Source organism: Micromonospora sp. NBRC 101691 (assembly GCF_030269285.1).
Lineage (GTDB): Bacteria > Actinomycetota > Actinomycetes > Mycobacteriales > Micromonosporaceae > Micromonospora > Micromonospora echinospora.
In genome coordinates this window covers 38,022-61,066 of the sequence record NZ_BSTB01000012.1, presented here as the reverse complement: position 1 = coordinate 61,066, position 23,045 = coordinate 38,022, and the positions used below count along the sequence as shown (strand labels likewise).

21 protein-coding genes are annotated in these 23,045 nt (G+C 72.8%); 5 read left to right on the top strand and 16 right to left on the bottom strand.

Translation table 11 applies throughout. The features are described from left to right. Window positions 1–18: 18 nt before the first annotated feature. The 9 genes from QSK20_RS19120 to QSK20_RS19080 all read right to left on the bottom strand — a co-directional run bounded on the left by QSK20_RS19120 (window position 19) and on the right by QSK20_RS19080 (window position 12,974). The gene (locus QSK20_RS19120; RefSeq protein ID WP_285789952.1) at window positions 19–711 is read right to left on the bottom strand and encodes an ABC transporter ATP-binding protein; all 693 of its coding nucleotides are present in this window, start codon (window positions 709–711) and stop codon (window positions 19–21) included. Further along, window positions 708–1,679 carry an ABC transporter ATP-binding protein gene (locus tag QSK20_RS19115; RefSeq protein WP_285789951.1) on the bottom strand — a complete coding sequence of 324 codons (972 nt, stop codon included), beginning with the start codon at window positions 1,677–1,679 and terminating at the stop codon, window positions 708–710. The genes QSK20_RS19120 and QSK20_RS19115 overlap by 4 nt, the downstream gene beginning before the upstream one ends. Further along, window positions 1,676–4,426: an FtsX-like permease family protein gene (locus tag QSK20_RS19110; RefSeq protein WP_285789950.1), complete on the bottom strand. Its 2,751-nt coding sequence runs from the start codon at window positions 4,424–4,426 to the stop codon at window positions 1,676–1,678. Before QSK20_RS19110 ends, QSK20_RS19115 begins: the two co-directional genes overlap by 4 nt. After that, window positions 4,423–7,608 (bottom strand): FtsX-like permease family protein, encoded by a 3,186-nt coding sequence (locus QSK20_RS19105; protein ID WP_285789949.1) that lies wholly within the window; start codon window positions 7,606–7,608, stop codon window positions 4,423–4,425. The genes QSK20_RS19110 and QSK20_RS19105 overlap by 4 nt, the downstream gene beginning before the upstream one ends. 142 nt (window positions 7,609–7,750) lie before the next feature. Next, window positions 7,751–8,431 (bottom strand): thymidine kinase, encoded by a 681-nt coding sequence (locus tag QSK20_RS19100; RefSeq protein ID WP_502888945.1) that lies wholly within the window; start codon window positions 8,429–8,431, stop codon window positions 7,751–7,753. Window positions 8,432–8,506: 75 nt separating this feature from the next. Then, on the bottom strand, window positions 8,507–9,892 hold the full coding sequence (locus QSK20_RS19095; RefSeq protein WP_285789948.1) for an MFS transporter: 1,386 nt from the start codon (window positions 9,890–9,892) through the stop codon (window positions 8,507–8,509). A gap of 16 nt (window positions 9,893–9,908) precedes the next feature. After that, complete coding sequence (locus QSK20_RS19090; protein ID WP_285789947.1) at window positions 9,909–10,670, bottom strand: glycerophosphodiester phosphodiesterase family protein; 762 nt, start codon at window positions 10,668–10,670, stop codon at window positions 9,909–9,911. Between the two features lie 220 nt (window positions 10,671–10,890). After that, window positions 10,891–12,021: a calcium:cation antiporter gene (locus QSK20_RS19085; RefSeq protein WP_285789946.1), complete on the bottom strand. Its 1,131-nt coding sequence runs from the start codon at window positions 12,019–12,021 to the stop codon at window positions 10,891–10,893. Between the two features lie 176 nt (window positions 12,022–12,197). Further along, window positions 12,198–12,974 (bottom strand): lysophospholipid acyltransferase family protein, encoded by a 777-nt coding sequence (locus tag QSK20_RS19080; RefSeq protein ID WP_285789945.1) that lies wholly within the window; start codon window positions 12,972–12,974, stop codon window positions 12,198–12,200. A 184-nt stretch (window positions 12,975–13,158) separates the two neighbouring features. Here QSK20_RS19080 and QSK20_RS19075 point away from each other — a divergent pair, with 184 nt between their 5' ends. Both QSK20_RS19075 and cydB read left to right on the top strand, forming a co-directional pair. Then, on the top strand, window positions 13,159–14,574 hold the full coding sequence (locus tag QSK20_RS19075) for a cytochrome ubiquinol oxidase subunit I (protein WP_285789944.1): 1,416 nt from the start codon (window positions 13,159–13,161) through the stop codon (window positions 14,572–14,574). A 15-nt stretch (window positions 14,575–14,589) separates the two neighbouring features. After that, window positions 14,590–15,588 carry a cytochrome d ubiquinol oxidase subunit II gene (cydB, locus tag QSK20_RS19070; protein ID WP_285789943.1) on the top strand — a complete coding sequence of 333 codons (999 nt, stop codon included), beginning with the start codon at window positions 14,590–14,592 and terminating at the stop codon, window positions 15,586–15,588. Between the two features lie 166 nt (window positions 15,589–15,754). Here the strand turns inward: cydB and QSK20_RS19065 are convergent, their stop codons facing one another. Continuing rightward, window positions 15,755–16,585, bottom strand: coding sequence for a hypothetical protein (locus QSK20_RS19065; protein WP_285789942.1), 831 nt, complete (start codon window positions 16,583–16,585; stop codon window positions 15,755–15,757). Window positions 16,586–16,768: 183 nt separating this feature from the next. Further along, the gene (locus QSK20_RS19060; RefSeq protein WP_285789941.1) at window positions 16,769–17,473 is read right to left on the bottom strand and encodes a hypothetical protein; all 705 of its coding nucleotides are present in this window, start codon (window positions 17,471–17,473) and stop codon (window positions 16,769–16,771) included. Between the two features lie 176 nt (window positions 17,474–17,649). Between QSK20_RS19060 and QSK20_RS19055 the strand changes: the two genes are divergently transcribed. Beyond that, window positions 17,650–18,384, top strand: coding sequence for an SDR family oxidoreductase (locus QSK20_RS19055; RefSeq protein WP_285789940.1), 735 nt, complete (start codon window positions 17,650–17,652; stop codon window positions 18,382–18,384). Window positions 18,385–18,491: 107 nt separating this feature from the next. On the opposite strand, the gene QSK20_RS19050 is transcribed toward QSK20_RS19055, so the two are convergent. Further along, complete coding sequence (locus QSK20_RS19050; RefSeq protein WP_285789939.1) at window positions 18,492–19,007, bottom strand: nucleoside deaminase; 516 nt, start codon at window positions 19,005–19,007, stop codon at window positions 18,492–18,494. Window positions 19,008–19,087: 80 nt separating this feature from the next. On the opposite strand from QSK20_RS19050, the gene QSK20_RS19045 reads away from it, so the two are divergent. After that, window positions 19,088–20,083, top strand: a complete 996-nt coding sequence (locus QSK20_RS19045) for a tyrosine-type recombinase/integrase (RefSeq protein ID WP_285789938.1) — start codon at window positions 19,088–19,090, stop codon at window positions 20,081–20,083. A gap of 4 nt (window positions 20,084–20,087) precedes the next feature. Here QSK20_RS19045 and QSK20_RS19040 read toward each other — a convergent pair whose 3' ends face one another. Next, on the bottom strand, window positions 20,088–20,867 hold the full coding sequence (locus tag QSK20_RS19040) for an endonuclease/exonuclease/phosphatase family protein (RefSeq protein ID WP_285789937.1): 780 nt from the start codon (window positions 20,865–20,867) through the stop codon (window positions 20,088–20,090). 192 nt (window positions 20,868–21,059) lie between these two features. Between QSK20_RS19040 and QSK20_RS19035 the strand changes: the two genes are divergently transcribed. Further along, window positions 21,060–21,818, top strand: coding sequence for a sulfite exporter TauE/SafE family protein (locus QSK20_RS19035; protein WP_285789936.1), 759 nt, complete (start codon window positions 21,060–21,062; stop codon window positions 21,816–21,818). 59 nt (window positions 21,819–21,877) lie between these two features. On the opposite strand, the gene QSK20_RS19030 is transcribed toward QSK20_RS19035, so the two are convergent. Genes QSK20_RS19030 through QSK20_RS19020 form a run of 3 tightly spaced genes read right to left on the bottom strand, consistent with a single transcriptional unit; the run spans window position 21,878 to window position 22,873 of the window. Then, window positions 21,878–22,192: a DUF1048 domain-containing protein gene (locus tag QSK20_RS19030; RefSeq protein ID WP_285789935.1), complete on the bottom strand. Its 315-nt coding sequence runs from the start codon at window positions 22,190–22,192 to the stop codon at window positions 21,878–21,880. 1 nt (window position 22,193) lies between these two features. Continuing rightward, complete coding sequence (locus QSK20_RS19025; RefSeq protein WP_285789934.1) at window positions 22,194–22,550, bottom strand: DUF1048 domain-containing protein; 357 nt, start codon at window positions 22,548–22,550, stop codon at window positions 22,194–22,196. Further along, window positions 22,547–22,873 carry a PadR family transcriptional regulator gene (locus QSK20_RS19020; RefSeq protein ID WP_285789933.1) on the bottom strand — a complete coding sequence of 109 codons (327 nt, stop codon included), beginning with the start codon at window positions 22,871–22,873 and terminating at the stop codon, window positions 22,547–22,549. The genes QSK20_RS19025 and QSK20_RS19020 overlap by 4 nt, the downstream gene beginning before the upstream one ends. Window positions 22,874–23,045 lie beyond the last annotated feature (172 nt).

Here is a 23,045-nt window from a genome sequence, read left to right as displayed (position 1 = left end):
CGAGGACACCCCGCCGGGTCAGGCCGGCACCAGGTCGTCGACCCGCCGGCCGTCGCGTAACGTCACCACCCGGTCGGCGACCTCCACCAGCGCCGGGTCGTGCGTGGCCACCAACGCGGTCATGCCCCGGGCCCGCACCAGCGCCCGCAGCAGCCCCATCACCGCCTGCCCGGTCTCCGAGTCCAGCTGCCCGGTGGGCTCGTCGGCGACGAGCAGCGCCGGGTCGTTGGCCAGGGCCCGCGCCAGGGCCACCCGCTGCTGCTGGCCGCCGGACAGCTCGTACGGGCGTTGCCGGGCGTGTCCGCCGAGGCCGACCAGTTCCAGCAGCACCGCCACCCGCTGTTCCCGTTCGGCGGCGGGCACCTTCGCCAGCCGCAGCGGCAGGCCCACGTTCTCCGCCGCCGACAGGATCGGGATCAGCCCGAACGACTGGAACACGAACCCGATGGTGTCGCGGCGCAACGCCAGCAGTTCCCGGTGGTTCGCGGCGCTCACGTCCCGCCCGGCCACCCGGATCCGCCCGGTGGTGGGCCGGTCCAGGCCGCCCACCAGGTTCAGCAGGGTCGTCTTGCCGGCGCCCGAGCGGCCCCGGACGGCCACCAGCTCGCCCCGGCCGGCGGTGAACGACACGTCCCGCAGGGCGTGCACCACCTGCCCGGCGGCGGGGAACTCCCGTCCGACGCCTTCGACGGTGACCAGGTCCCCGCTCACGGCTGCTCCTTCTGTCCGCTGCCCGGGTGCACCTGCACGTGGTCGGGTTCCAGGGTGAGCCGGACCCGGTCGCGCAGGTCGAGGGCGTCGACGAACGCGGCGGGCAGCTGCATCCGGCCGGTGCGGTCGAGCACCGCGTACTCCTCGGTGACCAGTTCCTCGACGCCGTCGGCGCCCCGCCGCGCGGAGCGGCGTACCTCGCTGGCGGTGCGGCCGTCACGGATCGCCACGGTGCGGCGGACCTGGGTGGCGACGGCATGGTCGTGGGTGACCACCACGACGGTGACGCCCAGCTCGGCGTTGATCGTGCGCAGCGCCCCGAACACCTCCGCGGCGGTGTTCTCGTCGAGTTCGCCGGTCGGTTCGTCGGCGAAGAGCACCTCCGGGTCGTTGGCGACCGCCACGGCGACCGCGCAGCGCTGCTGCTCACCGCCGCTCATCCCGGCCGGCCGCCGGTCGGCGCAGTGGCCCACCCCGACCATGTCCAGCAGTTCCGCCGCCCGGTGTCGGGCGGCCCGGCCGCGTCGGCCGGCCAGCCGCATCGGCAACGCGACGTTCTCCACCGCGCTCAGGTACGGCAGCAGGTTCCGGGCGGTCTGCTGCCACACGAACCCGACGGTCCGCCGGCGGTAGGCCAGCCGGTTGCGCGCCGACATGGTCAGCAGGTCGTACCCGGCGACCCGGGCGATCCCGGCGGTGGGCACGTCCAGCCCGGAGAGGATGTTCAGCACGGTCGACTTGCCGGAGCCGGACGCGCCGACGATGGCGAGCAGCTCGCCCTGGTCGACGACCAGGTCGAGGCCCTGCAACGCGACGACCTCCACCCCGTCGGTCTTGAAGATGCGGACCAGGCCGTCGCAGACGATGTGGCCGCGCAGCCGGTCGGTCCCGCCGGCGCGGGCGGCGGCCCGGTCGGCGGCCCGCTGCTGCAACGACACCAGGTCCGGGACGGTGTGGACGGCGGTCACGGGTTCTCCTCTCCCAGCCGGAGCGCGTCGGCGGTACGCCTCCGTCGGTTCACCAGAATCTCCACGCCCAGCCCGACGGCCAGGCCCACCGCGACCAGCCCGAGCACCGCGCCGACGACGAACGGGTCCAGGTGCCAGCCGGCGGTGACGCCGGGGGTGAAGGCGGACAGCCCGAGCGTCGGGCCGAGCAGTCCCGGCAGGGCCACCCCGACGGCCGCGCCGACCAGCGCGGCGACCCCCACCAGCGGCACGAGCTCGTACAGCAGCAGCCGCCGCCCCTGCCCCTCGGAGAAGCCGAGGGCGCGCAGCCGGGCCAGCATCCGGGCGCGGGCCCGCGAGTCGGCGAGCACCGCGAACCCGACCGCGAGGACGGCCAGGGCGCTGCCGCCGACCGCGCCGACGGTGAACGCCAGGGTGAGCACGTCGTTGGCGCCGGTGCGGTCCAGGCCGTCCCGGTACGCGCGCCGGGTCAGCAGCTCCGCCGGCACCTCGGGGGCGTCGACGTCGCTGCCCAGCACCGCCGACTGCCACCGCCGTTGCCCGTCGTCGGCGGTCGAACGCACCACCGCCGGGTCGTGGTCGCCGGTGGCGAGCAGGAACCGGTTGGGGATGACCGGGGTGTGCGCGTACTCCGTCAACGCCTGCCACGGCAGCACCACGAACCGGTCGGTGCCCAGGTCGACGCCGGGGAAGACGTCCACGACCCCGGCCACCCGGAACGGGTACAGGCGGCTCTGCACGTCGGCGGAGGCGGTGCCGGTGACGGTCTCGGCGACGCTCGGGGACACCACCGCCGGCACCGGGCCGTCGCCCCGCACGGCGGCGCGCAGCGCTTCCGGCACGTCCACGTCGACGCCGCTGGCGGCGGCGACCCGGGCGAACGCGGGCGCGTCGACCACCATGATCCGGGCGGTGCCGAGCGTACGGGCCTGCGGGTCGGTGCCGGAACGCAGCGGCCGGTTCGAGTCGATCCGCACCGGGGCGACCGCCCGTACCCCGGGCAGGTCGGCGAGCCGGTCGGTGGTGTCGGGGGTGAACGCGTAGCCGGTGAGCCAGGCGTCGGCAGGCACGCTCACATCGGCGGCGGCGTCGCGGGCCCGGGCGACGGTGTCGGTGACGACCGCGCCGAACACGCCGGTGGCGACCGCGACGACCAGCACCGCGAGGGGCGCGGTGGTCACCGGTGCGCCCCGACCGGCGCGGGCCACGCCGAGGAACAGCAGCGCGCCTCGGGCGCGGGCGGCGGCCCGGTCGAGCAGCCGCAGCGGCCAGGGCAGGGCCCGCAGGGTGAGCAGGGCCACCGCGACGGCCAGCAGCACCGGCACCGCCGCGAGGTACCCGTCGACGCCGCCGGGGTCCAGGCCCCGGCGACGCAGCAGCACCAGCCCGAGCACGGCCACCAGCAGGACGGTGACCTCGACGGTGAGTCGGCGCGCCGACGGGCGGGCCCGGGTCAGGTCCGGCCGCCCGGCGACCACGGCGACGTGCCGCTGCCCGCCGATGGCGAACGCCGGCACCGCGGCGGTGGTGACGGCGGCGATGAGCGGCAGCACCCACCAGGTGCCGCCGTCGCGTCCGGGGGTCAGCAGTGCGAGCAGCGCCCCGGCGGCCACCGCGGCCGGTTGCAGCAGGGCCGCCTCGGCGAGGGTGTGCCGGCCGATGGCGGTCAGCGACGCGCCCCGGGACCGCAGCAGGGTCAGCTCGTCGCGGCGGGCCTGCACGGCCACCCGGGCGGCGAGCAGGATCAGCCCGAGCAGGCTGGCGAGCAGTCCGGCCTGCACGACGGCCAGCAGGTTACGCACCGAGGTGAGCTGCTCGCCGAAACGCACGAGTTGGGTGTCCAGGGAGGTCTGCACCCGCGCGCCGGGCAGCCACTGGGTGCGTCGGGCCGCACCGACCGCGGCGGCGACCGGTTCGATCGTCGAGGAGTCGACGCGGTGGTGGTCGAACCGGTACCGCCAGGAGTGGGTGACGGGCAGCCCGGCCCGGCCGGCGGCGGCCAGGCCGGCGGGGTCGGTGACCGCGACGGCCACGAACGGATCGCCGTCGTTGACCGGCAGCAGCGGTTCCACCGCCTGCGGCATGGGCGCCCACAGCGGGTCGGCGGGGCGGGCCGGCTGGAACACCCCGGTCACGAGCAGCGCGGCGGGAGCCTGGCCGGGGGCGGCGAGTCCGAGGCGGACCCCGGGACGCAGGGCGAGGGTGTCGGCGACGGCCTGCGACACGGCGACCTGTACGGGCTGGCCGGGGCTGCTGCGCGGCCAGGTCCCGGCGGTCAGCCGGGTCGCCTCCGGCAGGCCGGTCTGGGTGCGCAGGCCGAGTTGGACGAGGCCGCCCTCGCCGAGCGGACCGACGTCACCGGAGGCCCGCACGCCGTCGGCGGCGACCGTGCCCGCCTGCCACCGCTGGTCGACCAGGTCGGGCAGGGGTGGCGGCAGGGCGGCGTGGAACCGGTCCAGAGCGCCGGCTGCCCCGGCCGGGGCAGCCCCGTCGGCGCCGCCGGACACCTCGACGGTCAGGTCGCGCACCTGGTGCGGCAGGGGGGCCAGGTCGGCGTGCAGGCTCCGGTCGGCGAGGTCGTTGGTCAGCCTCGGCGCGCCGGTGACCAGCGCCGCGGCGACCAGGCCGAGCAGCGCGAGCAGGACGGCGGGGCCGGCGAAGGTCCGCAGCCGGGCGCCGGGGCCGCCGGTGCGTCGCCGCCGGCCGGTGGTGTGCCGGGTGGGTCGTTCGGTCACGGTGGTGGTCACCGGTCCTCCCCGCCGCGCAGGTGGCCGGCTTCGGAACGCCCGCGTTGCCGGGACGCCGCGACGGTGGTGGCGGCGACGGCGACGAGCAGCACGCAGGCGGCGGTGGCCAGCAGAGGCGGCCAGTCGATGAGCAGGGTGGGTGGGGGTGTCGGCCGGTCCGCCGACGGGGTCAGGATGATCAGGGGCGCCATGGTGGCGGCCACCGCGACGCCGACGGCCAGGCCGGCCAGCACGCCGGTGCCGGCGAGGAACGCCTGTTCGGTCACCAGGGACCGGGTGACGGTGCGGTGGGTAGCGCCGAGGGTACGCAGCACGGCGAGTTCGGTGGCGCGGCGGCGGGCGGTGGCGCTGACGTCGACGGCGATGCCGACCGCGGCGAGCAGCGCCGCGCCGAGAGCCGCGGCGAACAGGGCGCCGCGCGCGCCGACGCCGAACGGGTCGCCGGCCAGGTCCCGGGTCACCGCCTTCCGGTCGAGCACGTCCACGCCGGTCAGCGCGGCGGCGGCGGTGGCCGTCTCGTCGTGCCGGTCGGCGGGCACCGACAGCCACCATTCCTGCACGTCACGGGTGAGGCCCCGGTCGTGGAAGATCCGGTCGCGCAGCGACGGCAGGTCCGCGAAGACGGTGGCGGCGGCGGTGTCGCCGGGGAACGCCTCGACGGTGCCGACGACCCGCACGTCGACGTCGGCGGCGCCGAGGAACAGCCGGGTGTCGTCACCGACGGCCAACCGCAGCGCGGCCAGGGCCGGCGGGGTGACCAGCAGCGGCACCGGGCCGGCGGCCGGCCGGGTGACGGCCAGGTGCACGGGGGAGTTGCCGCGGCCCCGGCGGGTGTCGTCGTCACGTACCCACCGGGCGGTGAGGGTGCCGCCGGTCGCGGTGGCGGTGGTGCCGTCGCGGGTCGCGCCGCCGCGGTCGACGGTGTGCCACGGCCCGTCGCCGGCCAGGTCGACGGGTCGGCCGTCGGCGCGCAGGTCGCGTAGCCGCCAGTCGACGACCAGGGAGGCGGGGCCGGTGGTCTCGACGGTGAACCCGGCCAGCCGGGCCGGTTCGCCGCGCAGATCGACGGTGAAGTCGACCGGCCGTCCGTCCCGGCTGTCGCCCAGCGGCACCCGGCGGTGCGTGCCGGCGGGTTCGGCGAACACCGCGAACGCGCGGACCACACCGGTGACGTCGGCGGTGTCGACCGACCCCGCGAACTGGCCGGTCAGGTGTCGGGCCCCGGCCGGCAGGACGGTGTGGGGCGCGTCGACGCGGGCGCGGGTGACCTGCGCGAACACGTCGGCGGGGGAGCCGCCGGCCAGGTCGGGCCGCAGTCGTACGACGTGGGCCGCGGTGTCGGCGTCGGCGGCGACCAGCGACGCCGCCTGCCCGGTCGCGCCGAGGCTGAGGGTGGACCGCCAGGCGGGCAGCGCGGCGGTCACGCCGGGCAGCCGGGCGAGTTGCGCGGCCCGGTCGTCGGGTGCGGCGCCGGTCTCGGTCAGCCGCAGGTCGGCGCCGACGCGGTGGTCGGCCTGGTCGGTGAGGGACCGCCCGGTGGTGCCGGCCAGGGACCAGGCGAGGGCGCTGACCGCGACGGCGAGGGCGACCAGCAGCACCGGGCCGGCGTGGGCGCGACGGCCGGCCTGCCACATGCCGAGCATCGCCGCGGTCGCGCGGGTGCGGTCGACGTACCGTTCGGCGAGGCGGGTCAGGGGCGGCAGGATCCGCAGGGCCAGGACCGCGCCGGCGAGCACCGCGATGGTGGGCGCGGCGGCGAGCAGCGGGTCGATGGCCAGGTCACCGCCGACGCCGGACAGCGGCGACGAGTACGACCGCAGCTGGTACCAGCCGAGCAGGGCGACCACGACGAGGACGACGTCGACGCCGGCGCGTTGCACCGCGCCCCGGCGGCCGGGCCGGGACCGGGCGGCCAGGTCGGCGACGTAGCTGTCGCCCCGACGCAGGTTGGGGCCGAGCATGGCGAGGGCGCAGCCGGCGGCGACGAGCAGCGCGACGGTCCAGGTGAGGGTGTCCAGTCGTGGTTGCAGACGCAGGGACGCCTCGGCGAGCGCCGGTATCCGGCCGGCGTGCCGTAGCAGTTCGGTGGCCAGCGGTGGGGCCAGCAGGACGGCCGGGGCGACGACCAGTGCCGCTTCCCGGCCGGCCAGGCCGGCGATCTGCCAGCGGGCCGCGCCCCGGGCACGCAGCAGCGCGGTCTCGGCGCGGCGTTGCTCGGTGAGCAGGGCGGCCACCAGCAGCAGCGTGTACCCGCCGAGAACGGCCACCAGCAGCATCGGGGTGACCAGGGCGGACCGGCCGACCAGGGCGGCACGTTGGATCCGTTCGACCAGGTCGTCGAGGGCGGTGGTGGTCGTGGCGGAGTCGCCGAGTCCGGCGCTGGCGGCGAGTCCGCCGGTCGCGGCGTCGGCGGCGTCGGCGAGGCGGTCGAGGTCGGCGGTGCCGGTGGCCGCGCCGACGTCGGGGGTGATCAGCCAGCCGGCGGAGGCGTTGGTGAGGAAGTGCCGCAGGAAGTCGGCGCGGTCCACGGTCAGCGGCCCGTACGTGGCCGTGCCGGGTTGCACGCCGGTGAGGGTTTCCGGGGCGAGGCGCCAGTACGGGTCGTTTGCGGCGCGGGGCCGCCAGAGGCCGACGACGGTGAGGTCGGTGACCCGGCCGGTGAACCCGTCGGTGACCGGGACGCGGTCACCGACGGTGACGCCGAGGGTTGCGGCGACCGGTTCGGCGAGGGTGGTCTGCACGGGGTTGGCGCCGGCGGCCGGCCAGGCGCCGGTGGTCAGGTCGGCGTGTGCGGCGAGGTCGTCGAGGAACAGCACGCTGGCATAGACGGTGCCGTCGTCGTCGGGGACGGCCGCGCCGACGTCACCGCGCAGTTGCCGGCCGGCGGCGTAGCCGGCCGCCTCGACGGTGCCCGGCCAGCCGTCGAGGACGTCGGCGGCGCCGGCGCGCAGCGCGGTGTCGTGTTGGGTGAGGACGTCGGGGGTGCGGCCGGCCGCGCCGCGAACCAGGATGGAGCGTTCCTCGGCGGTGGCGGCGGCGAGGACCCCGCGTACCCCGGAGCTGACGACGTCGCGGTGGTAGCCGGCCAGGCCGGTGAGGGCGACCGTCGCCACGAGGGTGGCGCCCACCGCCGCCAGGAGCAGGCCCTTCGCTCCACGGGCCCGTCGAAGCGCCAGCCGCATGTGTCGTGTCCCCCGGGTCGCCGTGGCGGGTCGGCCCGGTGCCGTCCCGCGTGCCGGTTGAGAGCGGTCGGGCGCGGGGAAAGGTTGGCGCGGCGGTCGGATCCCTTGATCACGGTCTGGTCACGGGACCACCTCGTCGGGGTCAGTCGCGGGGGCCGAGGTCGCCGGTGCGGTGGTGGCGGCGGCAGAGCACCTGGTAGCGCACCTGCGCGTCGGGGACGGTGTCGCCGATGACGACCTGTTCGCCCTCGCGGACCACCCGGCCGCCGACGACGCGGGCGTTGAGCAGGCCCTCCCGGCCGCACCAGCAGAGCACCTCGACCTGGATGCGGGCGACGGAGTCGGCCAGTTCGAACAGCCGCTGCGCGGCGGGGAAGAAACACGACCGGAAGTCGGTGGCCAGCCCGAACGCGAACACGTCGACGTCGTCGTGGTCGACCAGTTCGGCCATCTGCTCGACGTGGGCGACGCTGTAGAAGGACGCCTCGTCGCAGATGAGGTAGTCGATGCGTTCCCCGTCGGCCCAACGGTCGCGCACCAGCGCCCGCAGGTCCAGGTCGTCGGTGACCTCGATGGCGTCGTGGGCCAGGCCGATGCGGGTGGTGACCCGTGGGCCCAGGGACCGGTCGATGCGGGTGGTGACCAGCCCCCGACGGCCCTGCCGGGCGTGGTTGTAGTTCATCTGGAGGGCCATCGTGGACTTGCCGCAGTCCATCGGCCCCCAGAAGAACTTCAGCGCCGCGGCGTGCAGCGGACGCCCGTCGGCCCCGCGCGTGGCGGCGCAGACGGGGGTGTCCGGCTCACCCGGCAGGGGTCGGGCCAGGCAGGTGGGGGCGGCGGAGTCGACGTCGGTCACGGTCGGGCAGCCTAGCCCATCGACCGGAACCGATAGGGCTGGTCAGAGGACGCGCGGCGGGGTGTTCCCGGCGGCGATGATGGCCCGACGCACCGGCACCGCCGCCAGGAGCAGGAACCCGACCACGAAGAAGATCAACAGGGAGACCAGCCCGACCCGGTACGAGTTGGTCAGCTGGAACACCAGCCCGAAGGCGAGCGGTCCCAGCCAACTGGTGCCCTTGTCGCTGATCTCGTAGAAGCCGTAGTACTCGCCCTCCCGGCCGGCGGGGATCAGCTGGCTGAACAGCGACCGGCTCAACGCCTGACTGCCGCCCAGGACCAGACCGATGCCGGCGCCGAGGATCATGAACGGCACCGGCGCCTCGGCCGGCAGCCGGAACGCCGCCAGGATCACCGCCGTCCACAGCACCAGCGACAGCAGCACCGTCTTCCACGCGCCGATCCGGCGGGCCAGCGCGCCGAGCAGCAACGCCCCGCCGAAGGCGAGGAACTGCACCAGCAGGATCGTCACGATCAGGGTGGTCTGACCCAGCCGCAGCTCCTCGGTGCCGTACTGGCTGGCCAGGGCGATCACCGTCTGGATGCCGTCGTTGTAGACCAGGAACGCCAGCAGGAAGAACAACGTCAGCGGGTACGCCTTGACCTCCCGCAGGGTCCGCCCCAACTGCCGGAACCCGTCGACCAGCACGTTCCCGCCGGCGACGGGCGCCTCCACCGACGGGTGTTCCCGCAGCCACCGCAGCGGCACCAGGGTGAACAGCGCCCACCACAACCCCGCCGACACAATCGACCAGCGGGCCAGGTCCAGGGTGCGCTGGGCGGTGCCGTCACCGAACGAGTTCACCACCACCAGGTTCACCGCCAGCAGCAACCCACCACCGAGGTAGCCCAGCGCCCAGCCCCGGCTGGAGATCGCGTCCCGGTCGTCCGGGCCGCCCAGCTGCGGCAGGAACGAGTTGTACACCACCACACCGGCGCCGAACGCGATGTTCGCGACCACGAACAGCGCCCCACCCAGCAGGTAGCGGTCCCCGGTGACGAAGAGCATCGCGGTGGTCGCCCCCGCGCCGAGGAACGCGAACCCGGCCAGCAGCCGCTTCTTGTGCCGGGACCGGTCGGCGACCGCCCCGGTGACCGGCAGCACGAACACCGTCAGGAACACCGACAGCGACACCAGGTACGGGAAGTACGACCCGGCGGCCACCTTCACGCCCAGCGGGTACACGTACCCGGAGCAGGTGTCCGCGCCCAGCTCACAGCCGGCGGCGACCTCCGTGACGCTGGTCAGGAACGGCCCCAGGAACACGGTGATGACGGTGGTGGAGAACGCCGACATCGCCCAGTCGTAGAAGTACCAACCGGTGCGTTCCCGGCGGGTGCTCGACGGTGGGGTGCGCTCCGCCGGGGCGGCGAGGGTCTCGGCCATCAGGTCCTCGGATGGTTCAGGCGGCCCAGTGGCCGCGGCTGCGGTAGACGTCGCGCAGCACGCCGACGTGATCGGTCATGATGCCATCCACACCCAGGTCCAGTAACTCGTGCATCTCGTCAGGTTCGTCGATCGTCCAGACATGCACGTGCAGACCGAGTCGGTGGGCGTACCGCACCAGCCGCCGGTCGACCACCGGCACCCGCCCGAACCGGACCGGCACCTGCGCGGCGACCACCGACGGCGGCAGCCGCAGCCGCTGCCCGGTCAGCGACGCCCACCGCAGCCGGGCCACCCCACGCATGCCCAGCGAGGTGGCGACCTTCGGGCCGGCGAGGACCCGCAGCCGGGCCAGCCGGGCGTCACTGAACGAGGCGAGCAGCACCCGCTCGCCGGCGCCGACACGCTCCACCGTCGCCACGGTCGGCCGCACCCCGCCGTCGGCCTTCACGTCGACGTTGAACCGGATCTCCGGCCAGGCGGCGAGGACCTCGTCGAGGCGGGGCACCACGGCGGCCCCACCGACCCGGACGGTGGCCAGGTCCGCCCAGCGCAGCGCGGCGATCCGCCCCGGTTCACCGGTGACCCGGTCCAGGGTCGCGTCGTGGAAGACCACCGGCACGCCGTCGCTGGTGGCGTGCACGTCGGTCTCGACGTACCGGTAGCCGAGCGCGACGGCCCGGGCGAACGCCGCGACGGTGTTCTCGTCGCCCTGCGCGGCACCGCCCCGGTGGGCGAAGGCCAGCGGGGCGGCCGCGTCGAGGTAGGGGTGGGACACGCCGGCAGTATGCTCCCCGCCGGTGGCCGGCAGGTGACCGGCCGGCGGCCACTGCGGTCGGTGCCGGACATCGGACACTGCGTGCCGCCGCGCGGCCGGCGGGCCGACACTGTCCGGGTGCCCGGCCGTCCTGGCCGCGCCGGCGGCCCCGATCACCACCGCCGTCACCGAACTGCTGAAGGTCGTCCACCCGACCTGACGTCCCCGCCGGGGGCGACGGTCACGGGTTCGCGGCGAGGAACAGGTAGCTCGCGCACAACGACAGGTGCACCCAGGCCTGCAGCAGCGTCGCCCGGCCGGGCATCACGGTGAGGATCCCCACCGCGGCGGTCAGACCGAGCAGCACGATCTGGGTGGCCCCGAGACCGAGCACCAGCGGCCCGTCGAGCCAGAGCGAGGCGATCGCGATCGCCGGGATGGTCAACCCGATGCTGGCCATCGCCGACCCGAGGGCCAGGTTCAGGCTGATCTGGGTACGGTCCCGGCGGGCGTTCCGGGCCGCGGCGAGGGTCTCCGGCAGCAGCACGAGCAGCGCGATGACCACCCCGACGACCGGCCGGGGCAGTCCCGCGTCGGCCACCACCGCCTCGATGGTCGGCGACTCGACCTTCGCCAGTCCCACCACCGCGACCAGCGCCACGATCAGCAGCGCGAAGCTGCCCAGCGCGGTGGTCATCGGCGGCACCGGGGCGTGCTCCTCGTCGCCCACGGCGGCATCCGGGCGGCGTGGGGGCGACGAGGCGAGGACCTCGCGCGGCGGCGGCAGGAAGTAGTCGCGGTGCCGCACGTTCTGCACGAACACGAACGTCGCGTACAGGAACAGCGACGACACCGCCGCGAACGCCAACTGCGGGCCGGTGAACGCCGAACCGGGACTGCCGATGGTGAACGTCGGCAGGACCAGACTCAGGGTCGCCAGGGTGAGCACCGTCGCCAGGGCCGCGCCGGTGCCCTCCGGGTTGAACACCACCACCCGGCGACGCACCGTCGCCAGCAGCAACGACAACCCGACGATCCCGTTACAGGTGATCATCACGGCGGCGAAGACGGTGTCCCGGGCCAACGTGGCGGTGTCCGGGCCACCGGAGACCATCAGGGTGATGATCAGGCCGACCTCGATCACGGTCACCGCGACGGCGAGGATCAGCGACCCGAACGGCTCCCCGACGCGGTGCGCGACCACCTCGGCGTGGTGCACCGCGGCCAGGACCGCGCCCGCCAGCAGCACCACGACGACGACCTCCACCACCGGCGGCAGGACGCGACCCCAGACCACGGCCAGCGTCACCACGGCCAGCAGCGGCACCAGCGTCGCCGGCGCCAGCAGGGGAAAGCGGGTCGGTGCGCGCATGCGTGCCTCCACGGTTCGGCGCGGACCGGATCCGCCACCGGGTACTCCACCGGCAGCCGGAACCGCTCACCGTCCGGCGGGGCGGGACACGACCTGGGCGGCGGGCGGCTGCCCAGGTCATGATCGTAGCGGAGCGGGGCAGGTCAAACCCCGCTGCCGGCGCCGTAGTCCCCGGTTCAGGGACGCGCCGGCCGCCGGTGCAGCCGGCTGGTGTCCGACGGCCGACCGGGATCCACGTGCCGGGGCCGGTCGGGCTCGTCCGGACGCAACGGCACCAGCGCGTCGGTGACCGCGTCGATGATCCGGTCGGTGGCCCGCCGGGCCGCCCCGGACGCCGCCGGATCCACGTCGGCCAGGTCGACCGGAGCGCCGAAGTGCACCCGGATCACCGGCCGCCGCCACAGCGACCGCCACACCGCGCCCACCATGCCCTTCGGCGCCCGGTAGGGCAGCACCTCGTGCGAGCCCCACTGGGCGACCGGCACCACCGGCGCGCCGCTGGCGAACGCCAGTCGGGCGGTGCCGGTCTTGCCGCGTTCCGGCCACATGCCGGGGTCCAGGCCGATGCGGCCCTCCGGGTAGACCAGGATCACCGATCCGGTGGCGACCGCGTCGGCGGCGTCGTGCAACGCCCGCCCCACCCCGGCGGTGCCCCGGTCGACGCGGATGTGCCCGGCGTGGCGCATCGCCGCGCCCACCACGGGCGCCCGGAACAACCCCCCGGTGGCCATGATCCGGGGCGCCACGCCCCGGGTCCGGCAGGCGGCGGCGAGCACGATCGGGTCGAACGGGCTGATGTGGTTGGCGGCCAGGACCAGTGGCCCCGCGCGTAGCCGGTCGGGCACGTCACCGCTGACCCGCAGCCGGGCCAACGCCCCGACCACGAGGTACGCGAGCAGTTGCGCGGCACGCCACAGCCACGGCGGCCGCCAGGGGGAGTGGACTGTCTCCATCAGCGGTCGATGGTCGCACGTGCCCGCCAGCGGCGGGGGACCGGGCGGCGACGGTGGGGGACCAGCGGCCGGGGTGAGCAGGGTCATTGGTCCCGGGACGGTTCGGGCCGGGCGGCCCTGCCATCCCGTCTACGACGCGCGGTAGTATCTACTACGTCTCGTAGTACGACCTGGGGGGTTCCTGGTGGACGCGTTGGACGTCGCCCGCTGGCAGTTCGGTGTCACCACCGTCTACCACTTTCTCTTCGTACCACTCACCATCGGACTCTCCGTCCTCGTCGCCATCCTCCAGACCATGTGGCACCGCACCGGCGACCAGCGCTACCTCAAACTCACCAAGTTCTACGGCAAGCTCTTCCTCATCAACTTCGCCATGGGCATCGTCACCGGCATCGTCCAGGAATTCCAGTTCGGCATGAACTGGAGCGACTACTCCCGCTTCGTCGGCGACATCTTCGGCGCCCCCCTCGCCATCGAAGCCCTCGTCGCCTTCTTCCTCGAATCCACCTTCCTCGGACTCTGGATCTTCGGCTGGGACCGCCTCCCCAAACGCATCCACCTCGCCACCATCTGGGCCGCCGCCATCGGCTCCACCTTCAGCGCCTACTTCATCCTCGCCGCCAACTCCTGGATGCAGAACCCCGTCGGCTACCGCATCAACCCCGACACCGGACGCGCCGAACTCACCGACTTCCTCGCCGTCCTCACCAACAAGGTCGCCCTCATCACCTTCCCCCACACCATCGCCGGCTGCTTCCTCGTCGCCGGCAGCCTCATCGTCGCCGTCGCCCTCTGGCACCTCATCCGCCACCGCGACCACGCCGACACCCCCACCTACCGCTTCGCCGCCCGCTTCGGCGCGCTCGTCACCCTCGCCGCCACCGCCGGCGTCCTCATCACCGGCGACATCCAAGGCAAGATCATGACCGACGTGCAGCCGATGAAGATGGCCGCCGCCGAAGGCCTCTACACCACCGAAAGCCCCGCCGCGTTCAGCGTCCTCACCGTCGGCAGCCTCGACGGCAGCCGCGAAATTTTCGCCCTGAAGATCCCCTACCTGCTCAGCTTCCTCGGCACCGGTGACCCCAACGGCACCGTCCAGGGCATCAACGACCTCCAGGCCCAGTACACCGCCCAGTACGGCCCCGGCAGCTACACCCCGATCATCCCGGTCACCTACTGGAGCTTCCGCATGATGATCGGCTTCGGACTCGCCGCCGCCGCCATCGCCCTCTGGGTCCTCTGGGCCCACCGCAAGGGCCGCACCCCCACCGGCAAATGGCTCCTGCGCGCCGGCCTCGTCATGCCCCTGCTCCCACTCGCCGCCAACAGCTTCGGCTGGATCTTCACCGAGATGGGCCGCCAACCCTGGATCGTCTTCGGCGAAATGCTCACCCGCGACGGCGTCTCCCGCAGCGTCAGCCTCACCGAAGTCCTCACCAGCTTCACCGCCTTCACCATCGTCTACGCCACCCTCGCCGTCATCGAGGTCCGCCTCCTCATCCGCTACGCCCGCAACGGACTCCCCGACGTCACCGAAAACCCCCCACCCGACGACGACACCGACGACGCCGACCGCCCCCTCGCCTTCGCCTACTGACCCCGGAGCCCCACCGTGGACCTCACCACCGTCTGGTTCGTCCTCATCGCCGTCCTCTTCACCGGCTACTTCATCCTCGAAGGCTTCGACTTCGGCGTCGGTGCGCTCCTACCCGTCCTCGCCCGCAACGACCGCGAACGCCGCGTCATGATCAACACCATCGGACCCGTCTGGGACGGCAACGAGGTCTGGCTCATCACCGCCGGCGGCGCCATGTTCGCCGCCTTCCCCGAGTGGTACGCCACCCTCTTCTCCGGCTTCTACCTACCCCTCCTGCTCATCCTCATCGCCCTCATCGTCCGCGGCGTCGCCTTCGAATACCGCCACAAGCGCCCCGAAGCCACCTGGAAACGCCGCTGGGACACCGCCATCACCCTCGGCAGCCTCATCCCCGCCCTCCTCTGGGGCGTCGCCTTCGCCAACATCCTCCGCGGCGTCCCCCTCGACGCCGACCACGAATACACCGGCGGCCTGGTCGACCTCCTCAACCCCTACGCCCTCCTCGGCGGCCTCACCACCACCGCTCTCTTCCTCACCCACGGCGCCGTCTTCACCGCCCTCAAGACCACCGGCGACATCCGCCACCGCGCCCGCACCCTCGCCACCCGCCTCGGCGCCGTCGCCGCCGTCCTCACCGTGGCCTTCCTGACCTGGACCCTCACCATCCGCGGCAACACCACCGCCGTCATCCTCGCCACCGCCGCCACCGCCGCCCTGCTCGCCGGCCTCACCGCCGCCCACGCCCGCCGCGAAGGCTGGGCCTTCACCGGCACCGCAACCGCCATCGCCCTCGCCGTCGCCACCCTCTTCACCGCCCTCTTCCCGAACGTCCTGCCCTCCACCACGGACCCCGCCGGCACCCTCACCGCCACCAACGCCGCCAGCACCCCCTACACCCTCGGGATCATGACCTGGGTGGCCGCCATCTTCACCCCCGTCGTCCTCGCCTACCAGGGCTGGACCTACTGGGTCTTCCGCAAACGCATCGGCGTCGCCCACATCCCCACCCACTGACCCCCGCCCGCTACGCCTCCACAGGCGTACTCACCGGCAAGTCGCCACAAACGCGTAGCGCCGCCCCGTAGGGCGGCGCTACGCGTTTCGTCCGTCGAACGACGGTGGAACCCCCACAACGCAGGGACACCGCAGCCGGCACAGCCGACAAGAAGCGGTGAAACCCTCAGCTGGCCGCCGCCCGACCGGCAGCGCACGGAAAGTCCCTACGCTTGATCTTGGCGCGACGGCCGTCCGGGTGATGGAACACGATGCCCTCCGCCAGATGCCCGGGAGCAAACCGGCTCTCCAACTCCACCAGATACTCCCGCAGCCCCGCATAGCTGCGCGGCGCATCCGACAGAACAGGCACACGCAGGTTGAACGGCACACACATGTGCTCCTCCAGGCCCAGCGGATTGCCCTGAACCCGAGGCCCCAACGCCTCACACGGATGCTCACCGTCCGGCCAGTCCGACACGTCGGTGTTACGAGCCGCCGCCACGATCCACCGGTCCTCCGCGCCGTGCTCGTCGGCGTCGACATACCACCCGTCCACGATGCCCTGCTGCTTCTGCAGCCTGCTGGGATTACGACGCTTCTCCACCCGCACCAGACGCCCGGAACGGAGGGTGAGCCGCACGTTCGTGCCGTCGAGCTTCTCCGTCGGAGTCCCCTCACCGTCGAACACCCACGCGCACTCGGACCGTGGACGGTCGACGACCCGGAAGTGGTCGTCGCGTTCGAACAGCGTGGGAATCTTCTCCATGACCTGCGTTCCCTTCCTGACCTGTCCGATCAGTTCCTCGGCGGTGACGAGCCCCGCAGCCAGACCACTGGCCAACGCGCGGACCAGATCGGCCACGGCCACATCGGCCTCGACGGCGACGTGCTTCAGCGCCTTCTTCTCCTCCGGCGAAACCCAGGCGACCAGCCGCGACCAGCCCTCCGGAGGAGACCAACGAGCCAACTGACCGGGCGTCTTACGGGGCCGACCCGGGCGCCTCACCTCGTCCATGCCGGAACCGTAGAAGCCAGACAACGCTTGTGTCAATTGGCATAACAGAAACTCCAGCACCGAACACCCCGACGTCAGCACCACCCCGGAAACGAAACGTGGCGCGGAGCCACCCCCCGGGCAACCCCACGCCACACACCCCCGACGGACAGCGACACCCACCGGCGCCCCCGCCCACACCGATCAACCCGCCTCGCGCAACTCCGCCAACCGCGCCTCGATCTCCGCCAACTCCGCCCGCAGCTTCTCCGCCTGCTGCTCCGCCTCAGCCCGCTCCGCCGACAGAATCTGCTCCACCGCCTCCTGCACACCCGGCACATCCACCAACGCCACCATCCGCAACGCCTCCGCCGGCTTCACCACATACGGCTTCGCCAACGACTTGCTGCCCTGCTGCGCCGCCACCGTCCACTCACCCTCGGCATACTGCAACGTCACCGTCAACCCCGCCGGCGCCTTCGGCTTCGCCACCTTCACCGCCCGCTTCGCCGGCTTCGTCTCCACCACATCCACCTTCGACTCCTCCCGCGACTCGTCCCCACGCGACTGCTCCGGCACCGGCGCACGCTCCAACACGAACTCCGGCTCCGCCACCACCGGCTCCGCCACGACCTCCGCCTCCGGCTTCGGCTCCACCACCCGCCGCCCCGCACCACGCGGCGCCACCGCCACGTCGGCAGGGGCGAAGGGCAACTCGTCCCGCCCGAACCGCACCACCACGAACTCGTCCGACACCGCCGGATCCGTCAGCTCCACCACCTGACCCACCTGCCCGGCGATCTGACCCGCCGCAGCCGTGAACACCACCTTCGGCTTACGACCCGCCGCCAACGCCTCCCGGATGCCCTGCACCTCGTCAGTGGACAACCCCTGACCCGCGGCCCCCATCACCAACCACCCTCTTTTCGGACAACTGTCGGAAATTCCTGCCTTTGATACCAGCCGCCACCGACACCCACCCCGCCGGGGCACCACCCACCCGACACCCCACGACCGACCACAACCGACGGCCCCGCGCCACGGTAACCTCGCCCCGACACCACACAACGGGGGAGAGGGACACCGTGACGACACCGGTCACCGTCATCACCGGAGGCGGACGCGGCATCGGCGCCGCCACCGCCCGCCGCCTCGCCCGAGCCGGCCACGACATCGCCCTCTGCTACCGCCGCGACCACGACGCCGCCACCGCCGTCCTGGCCGACGTGCACGCCGCCGGCCGCCACGGCATCGCCGTACCCGCCGACACCCGCGACCCCGACCAGGTAACCCACCTCTTCGACACCGCCGCCGACACCCTCGGCCCGGTCACCGGCCTGGTCAACAACGCCGGCATCACCAGCCCGATCGGCCCCTTCGTCGACCTCACCGTCGACGACATCCGCCGCGTCGTCGACGTCAACGTCGTCGGCTACCTCCTCTGCGCCCAACAGGCCGCCCGCCGGATGACCGCCGGAGCCGCCATCGTCAACGTCTCCTCGGTCGCCGCGACTCTCGGCAGCCCGGGGGAGTACATCCACTACGCGGCCAGCAAGGCCGCCACCGACACCCTCACCGTCGGCCTGGCCAAGGAACTCGCCCCACGAGGAATCCGGGTCAACGCCGTCGCGCCCGGCATCGTCCGCACCGAGATCCACACCCTGTCCGGCATACCCGACCGACCCGACCGGGCGGCGGACCGGATCCCGCTCGGCCGCGCCGGTGAACCCGACGAGGTCGCCGCCGCCATCGCCTGGCTGCTCGGCCCGGAAGCCTCCTACACCACCGGTACGGTCCTGCGCGTCGCCGGCGGACTCTGACGCCCACCTCGGAACGCGGCGGAGGAGGCCCCGCACCACTCAACTTTACATAATGTACATTATCGAATCAGTGCCGCCGAGGGCGAGCGGGGCTCGACCGACGCGATTCACCCGAGGGCTGCCATGCTCTCGGCGTACTGACGCAGAGACGCGGTCGAAGCAGTCGCGGCGTAACGCCGGAACTGCTCGATGCACTCCTGCCGGCGGTAACCGCCGGCCACCGCGGGCGGCCGGGAGAACGACATGGTCGACCGGGCCGGCTGCCACACGGCGGGAACGCCGGCGGCACCGTCGTCGGGCGCCTCCACGCCGTAGTAGACCTGGGACACCCCGAGCGCCATCGCGGCGCCGAGGCACATGAGACACGGCTCCAGCGTGACCGCGAGAACCAGCGGACGAGCGCGGGCCGTCCAGCCGAGTCGCCGGTCGGCCTGCTCCATGGCCAGCAGATCGGCGTGGACCAGCCGCCGGCCCTGCGCCGGCTCCTGGGTGTACGCCCGGCCGATGATCTCCTCGCCCATCACGACGACCGCGCCGACCGGCAACTCCCCGGCTCGCACACCCTCCTCGGACACCTCCAGCGCCAGGGCGACGAGGTCGTCTGCGGTCAAGGCTTCCGGCATGCCCGGATCCTCTCACCGGCCGGTGGGCCGCGCTCCCCCGGCCATAGCCACGGATCCGAAAATCATGCATAATTACCCTTATGCATGACAAAGTGGACAGTTCGGTTCTGGTGCTCGTGGAGGAGTTCCTGACCGCCCGGGCCACGCGGAAGCCCTCCCCGCACACGCTCCAGGCGTACCGGCGGGATCTGCTGGGCGTCGCCCGCCTGGCCGCCGGACAGGCGACCCCTCCCCTGGCCCTGGACGCGCTGCCGGTCACCGCCCTCTCCCCCCGTTCGCTGCGGGCGGCCTTCGCCGCGTTCGCCGCTCCCCGGGCGGCGGCGTCGGTACACCGCGCCTGGTCCACCTGGAACAACTTCTTCACGTTCCTGGTGGCCGAGGGCGTGGTGGCGGGCAACCCGATGCCGGCGGTCGACCGCCCCCGTGCCCCGCTCCCCCAGCCCAAGCCGCTGCGCGGCGACGACACCCCCGAGCAACTGCTCGACGCGGTCGCCCGGGCCACCGGCCGGCAGCACGACCCGTGGCCGGAGCGGGACCTGGCGGTGGTGGCGTTGGCGCTGTGCACGGGCCTGCGGTTGTCGGAGCTGCTGGCCCTGCGGGTCGGGTCGGTGGCGGGGCGTGCGGGTGAGCGTCGGGTGGACGTGGCGGGCAAGGGTGGTCGTCCGCGGGTGGTGCCGGTCGAGCCGGAGCTGGACGGGGTGCTGGTGGCGTATCTGGAGAGTCGGGTGCGGCGGTTCGGGGCGCGTTCGGTGCGGCCGGACTCGGCGTTGCTGGTGGACCGGCGGGGTGAGCCGTTGCGGCGGGGTGGTCTGCAGTACCTGGTGGACTCGTGCTATCGGCGGGCGGGGATCACGGATCGGGTGCCGGCGGGTGCGCGGTTGCACGCGTTGCGGCACACGTTCGCGACGCGGTTGGCCGAGGACGGGGCGAGCGCGGCGGAGATCATGCGGTTGCTGGGTCATGCGTCGTTGGCGTCGTCGCAGACGTACATCGAGGTGACGGCGGGTCAGCAGCGGGCGGCGGTGCGGTCGAACCGTACGCATCGGGTGTTGGTGGGTCTGGTGTCGGCGGGGTGAGGGGTCAGCCGAGGTCGACGACGAGGGGGCGGTGGTCGGAGATGGTGGAGGTGGGGGTGGTGACGGCGGTGACGGGTGGGAGTCGGTGGGCGTCGTGTCGGTCGACGAGGATGTGGTCGAGTTGGACGCGGGGTTGGGTGGCGGGGTAGGTGGGCAGGCGGCCGAGGGGTTGCCAGCCGGAGACGAGTCGGGTGGCGGTGGTGGGGAGGTTCAGGTCGCCGAGGAGGACGCGTGGTGCGGGGAGGGTGCGGAGTGCGCGGACGACCTGGCGGAGTTGGTGGGCGTTCCAGCCGGGGACGAAGGAGAGGTGGGTGGCGGCGGCGGTGAGGGGGCCGTGTGGGGTGTCGAGGACGGCGGCGAGGAGGACGCGTGGTTCGTCGTGGAGCAGGAGTAGTCCGCCGCCGGGGCCGGGTACGTAGACCGGGGATCGTACGGGTGCGGGGCGTAGGCGGGTGACCTGCCAGGTGCGGACGGGGTAGCGGCTGATGAGGCCGACGCCGTAGCAGGGTTCTCCGTGGCCGTCGTCGTCGTGGTTGAGGGGGCGGAACTGTTCGCCGGGGGTGCCGACGACGGCGGCGGCGAAGCGGTGTTCGGGGGCGTGGAGGGCGCGGGCGGCGATGGCGGTGAGGTCGAGGTTGCCGCTGCGGGTCTGGTCGCGGTCGACTTCCTGGAGGGCGAGGATGTCGGCGTCGAGGGCGGTGACGGCGGCGGTGAGGCGGTCGGGGTCGACGAGTCCGTCGGCGGGTGACCGGCCGTGGAGCAGGTTGAAGGTGGCCAGGCGCACGTTATGCACGATACGTGGTGGAGGGAGGGTTGTCGGGTGGTGAGAGTGCTGGTGTGTTCGGTGCTGGTGTTCGTGGTGATTGGTGTGATGGGGGTGTGGTTGCGGCGGCGTCGTGGCCGGTGAGGCTGCCCACAGGTGGTCTCGTGGGGGTGGGTGGGCTGGGAAGAATGGCGGCCCGTGGATGCTCTGTCGTTGACGACCCTGCTCACGGTGGCTGCCCTGGCGGGTTGGGTGGATGCCGTGGTGGGTGGGGGTGGGTTGTTGTTGTTGCCGGCGTTGTTGGTGGCGGCGCCGGGGGTGCCGGTGGCGACGGCGTTGGGGACGAACAAGTTGGCGGCGATCGCGGGGACGTCGACGGCGGCGTTGACGTATGCGCGGCACACGAAGATCGATTGGTCGGTGGCGGGTCCGTCGGCGGGTCTGGCGGTGGTGTGTGCCGGGGTGGGTGCGGCGTTGGCGGGGGCGGTGCCGGCGGGGGCGTACCGGCCGGTGGTGTTGGTGGTGTTGGTGGCGGTGGCGGTGTTCGTGGCGGTGCGGCCCCGGTTGGGGGTGGTGGCGTTGCCGGAGCGGCGGACTCCGTGGCGGGTGGTCGTGGCGGTGGTGGTGGCCGGTGGTGGGATCGCGTTGTACGACGGGTTGATCGGTCCGGGTACGGGGACGTTTCTGGTGGTGGCGTTCACGTTGTTGGTGGGGGCGGACTTCGTGCACGGTTCGGCGATGGCGAAGATCGTGAACGCGGGGACGAATCTGGGTGCGTTGGTGGTGTTCGGGTTGGCCGGGCATGTGTGGTGGTGGTTGGGGTTGGCGATGGCGGTGTGCAACGTCGTGGGGGCGGCGGTGGGTGCGCGGATGGCGTTGCGGCGTGGTGCGGGGTTCGTGCGGGTGGTGTTGCTGGTGGTGGTGTTGGCGTTGGTGGCGAGGTTGGGTTACGACCAGTGGTTGGCGGGGTGAGCCTTCGGTTGGGCGTGGGGAGGGTGGGGTTGCGCCCGCTGGTCTGATGACGGCAGGGGTTAGTTTTCCTGTGTGCTTCTGGATTCCTGGTGTGTGTTGGCGTGGGTGCGCGGGTCCTTGACCAGGTCGTCGCAGAAGGCGGCGACGTCGTCGCCGATGAGTTCCAGGACCTGCTTGCCGGCTGTGACGCCTTCCTCGAAGAAGTCGATGATTCCGGGGAGCAGGTTCCCGTCGGCCAGGTCGACCGGTCCGACTTTGAACAGGTATTTCTGCATTTCTGTGTAGACGATCTGGTAGTCGGGCGGTAGCGCCTTGACTCGGGCCATGTGCGCCCGCCACTGCTTTTTGCCCTCGATGAGGTTCTGGATGCCCATGTCAGTCTCCCAGCCGGCCCAGTTTTCGTGCGACGTTCCTGTTCAGCTGTTCGCGCCACCGGTCGCGATAGGTTCGGGCGCCTTCTCCACCGGCCAGTGCGGTGCAGAAGCCGGGGATGTCGTCGCCGAGTACCTCGTGGACGCTCTGCCCGTCGGCTGCGGCTTGTTCGAGCAGTTCCAGGGCGCTGTCGGCGATCGGTGTCAGGTTGCGGCCCGTGAAGCCCGCGTAGGGGTGGAGGTTGCTCTTGATCTGCTCCCACGCCGCTTGGTGGTCGGCCGGCAGTGCTGATGCCCGGGTTTCGAACGCCTTCCAGTCTCTGGTGAGATCGCTGCCTGTGACGGTTTCCCAGAAGCTCATCTCCCGCTCTCCTTGAGCTTGTCGATGCGTGATGAGACGTACTGCCATTTCGCCCAGAACCTTGCGAGTTCCTCGCGTCCGGCGTTGTTGAGGGTGTAGAACTTGCGCGGCGGGCCCATCTCGGAGGGGCGTTTCGTCACCTCGACGAGTCTGTTCCGCTCCAGTCGTAGCAGGATGGTGTACACCGTCCCTTCGATGACGTCGGCGAAGCCGAGTTCGTTGAGTCGGCGGGTGATGGCGTACCCGTAGGTTTCCTCGGTGCCGATGATTTCGAGCACGCAGCCCTCGAGTGTGCCTTTCAGCATCTCCGTCAGGTCGTCCACCTCTGCTCCACTTCCTCCCGGTACTTCGTGCCGCCGAGTACCGCTATACGGTATCACTGAGTACCGCTACGTGGTACCACCGAGTAGTGGGTCGATCCAGTGGAGGGGGTGGCCTCTCCACCATCATTCGGTGAGGAGTGGCAGGTGGGGGCGGCGGTCGACGTCGGTGGTG

Coding starts and splice junctions, on each gene's coding strand:
- QSK20_RS19080 (WP_285789945.1), bottom strand. CDS start 12,974: ATGGAGACAGTCCACTCCCCCTGGCGGCCGCCGTGGCTGTGGCGTGCC.
- QSK20_RS19095 (WP_285789948.1), bottom strand. CDS start 9,892: ATGGCCGAGACCCTCGCCGCCCCGGCGGAGCGCACCCCACCGTCGAGC.
- QSK20_RS19085 (WP_285789946.1), bottom strand. CDS start 12,021: ATGCGCGCACCGACCCGCTTTCCCCTGCTGGCGCCGGCGACGCTGGTG.
- QSK20_RS19050 (WP_285789939.1), bottom strand. CDS start 19,007: ATGCCGGAAGCCTTGACCGCAGACGACCTCGTCGCCCTGGCGCTGGAG.
- QSK20_RS19060 (WP_285789941.1), bottom strand. CDS start 17,473: ATGGGGGCCGCGGGTCAGGGGTTGTCCACTGACGAGGTGCAGGGCATC.
- QSK20_RS19030 (WP_285789935.1), bottom strand. CDS start 22,192: ATGGGCATCCAGAACCTCATCGAGGGCAAAAAGCAGTGGCGGGCGCAC.
- QSK20_RS19105 (WP_285789949.1), bottom strand. CDS start 7,608: ATGCGGCTGGCGCTTCGACGGGCCCGTGGAGCGAAGGGCCTGCTCCTG.
- QSK20_RS19045 (WP_285789938.1), top strand. CDS start 19,088: ATGCATGACAAAGTGGACAGTTCGGTTCTGGTGCTCGTGGAGGAGTTC.
- QSK20_RS19025 (WP_285789934.1), bottom strand. CDS start 22,550: ATGAGCTTCTGGGAAACCGTCACAGGCAGCGATCTCACCAGAGACTGG.
- QSK20_RS19065 (WP_285789942.1), bottom strand. CDS start 16,585: ATGGACGAGGTGAGGCGCCCGGGTCGGCCCCGTAAGACGCCCGGTCAG.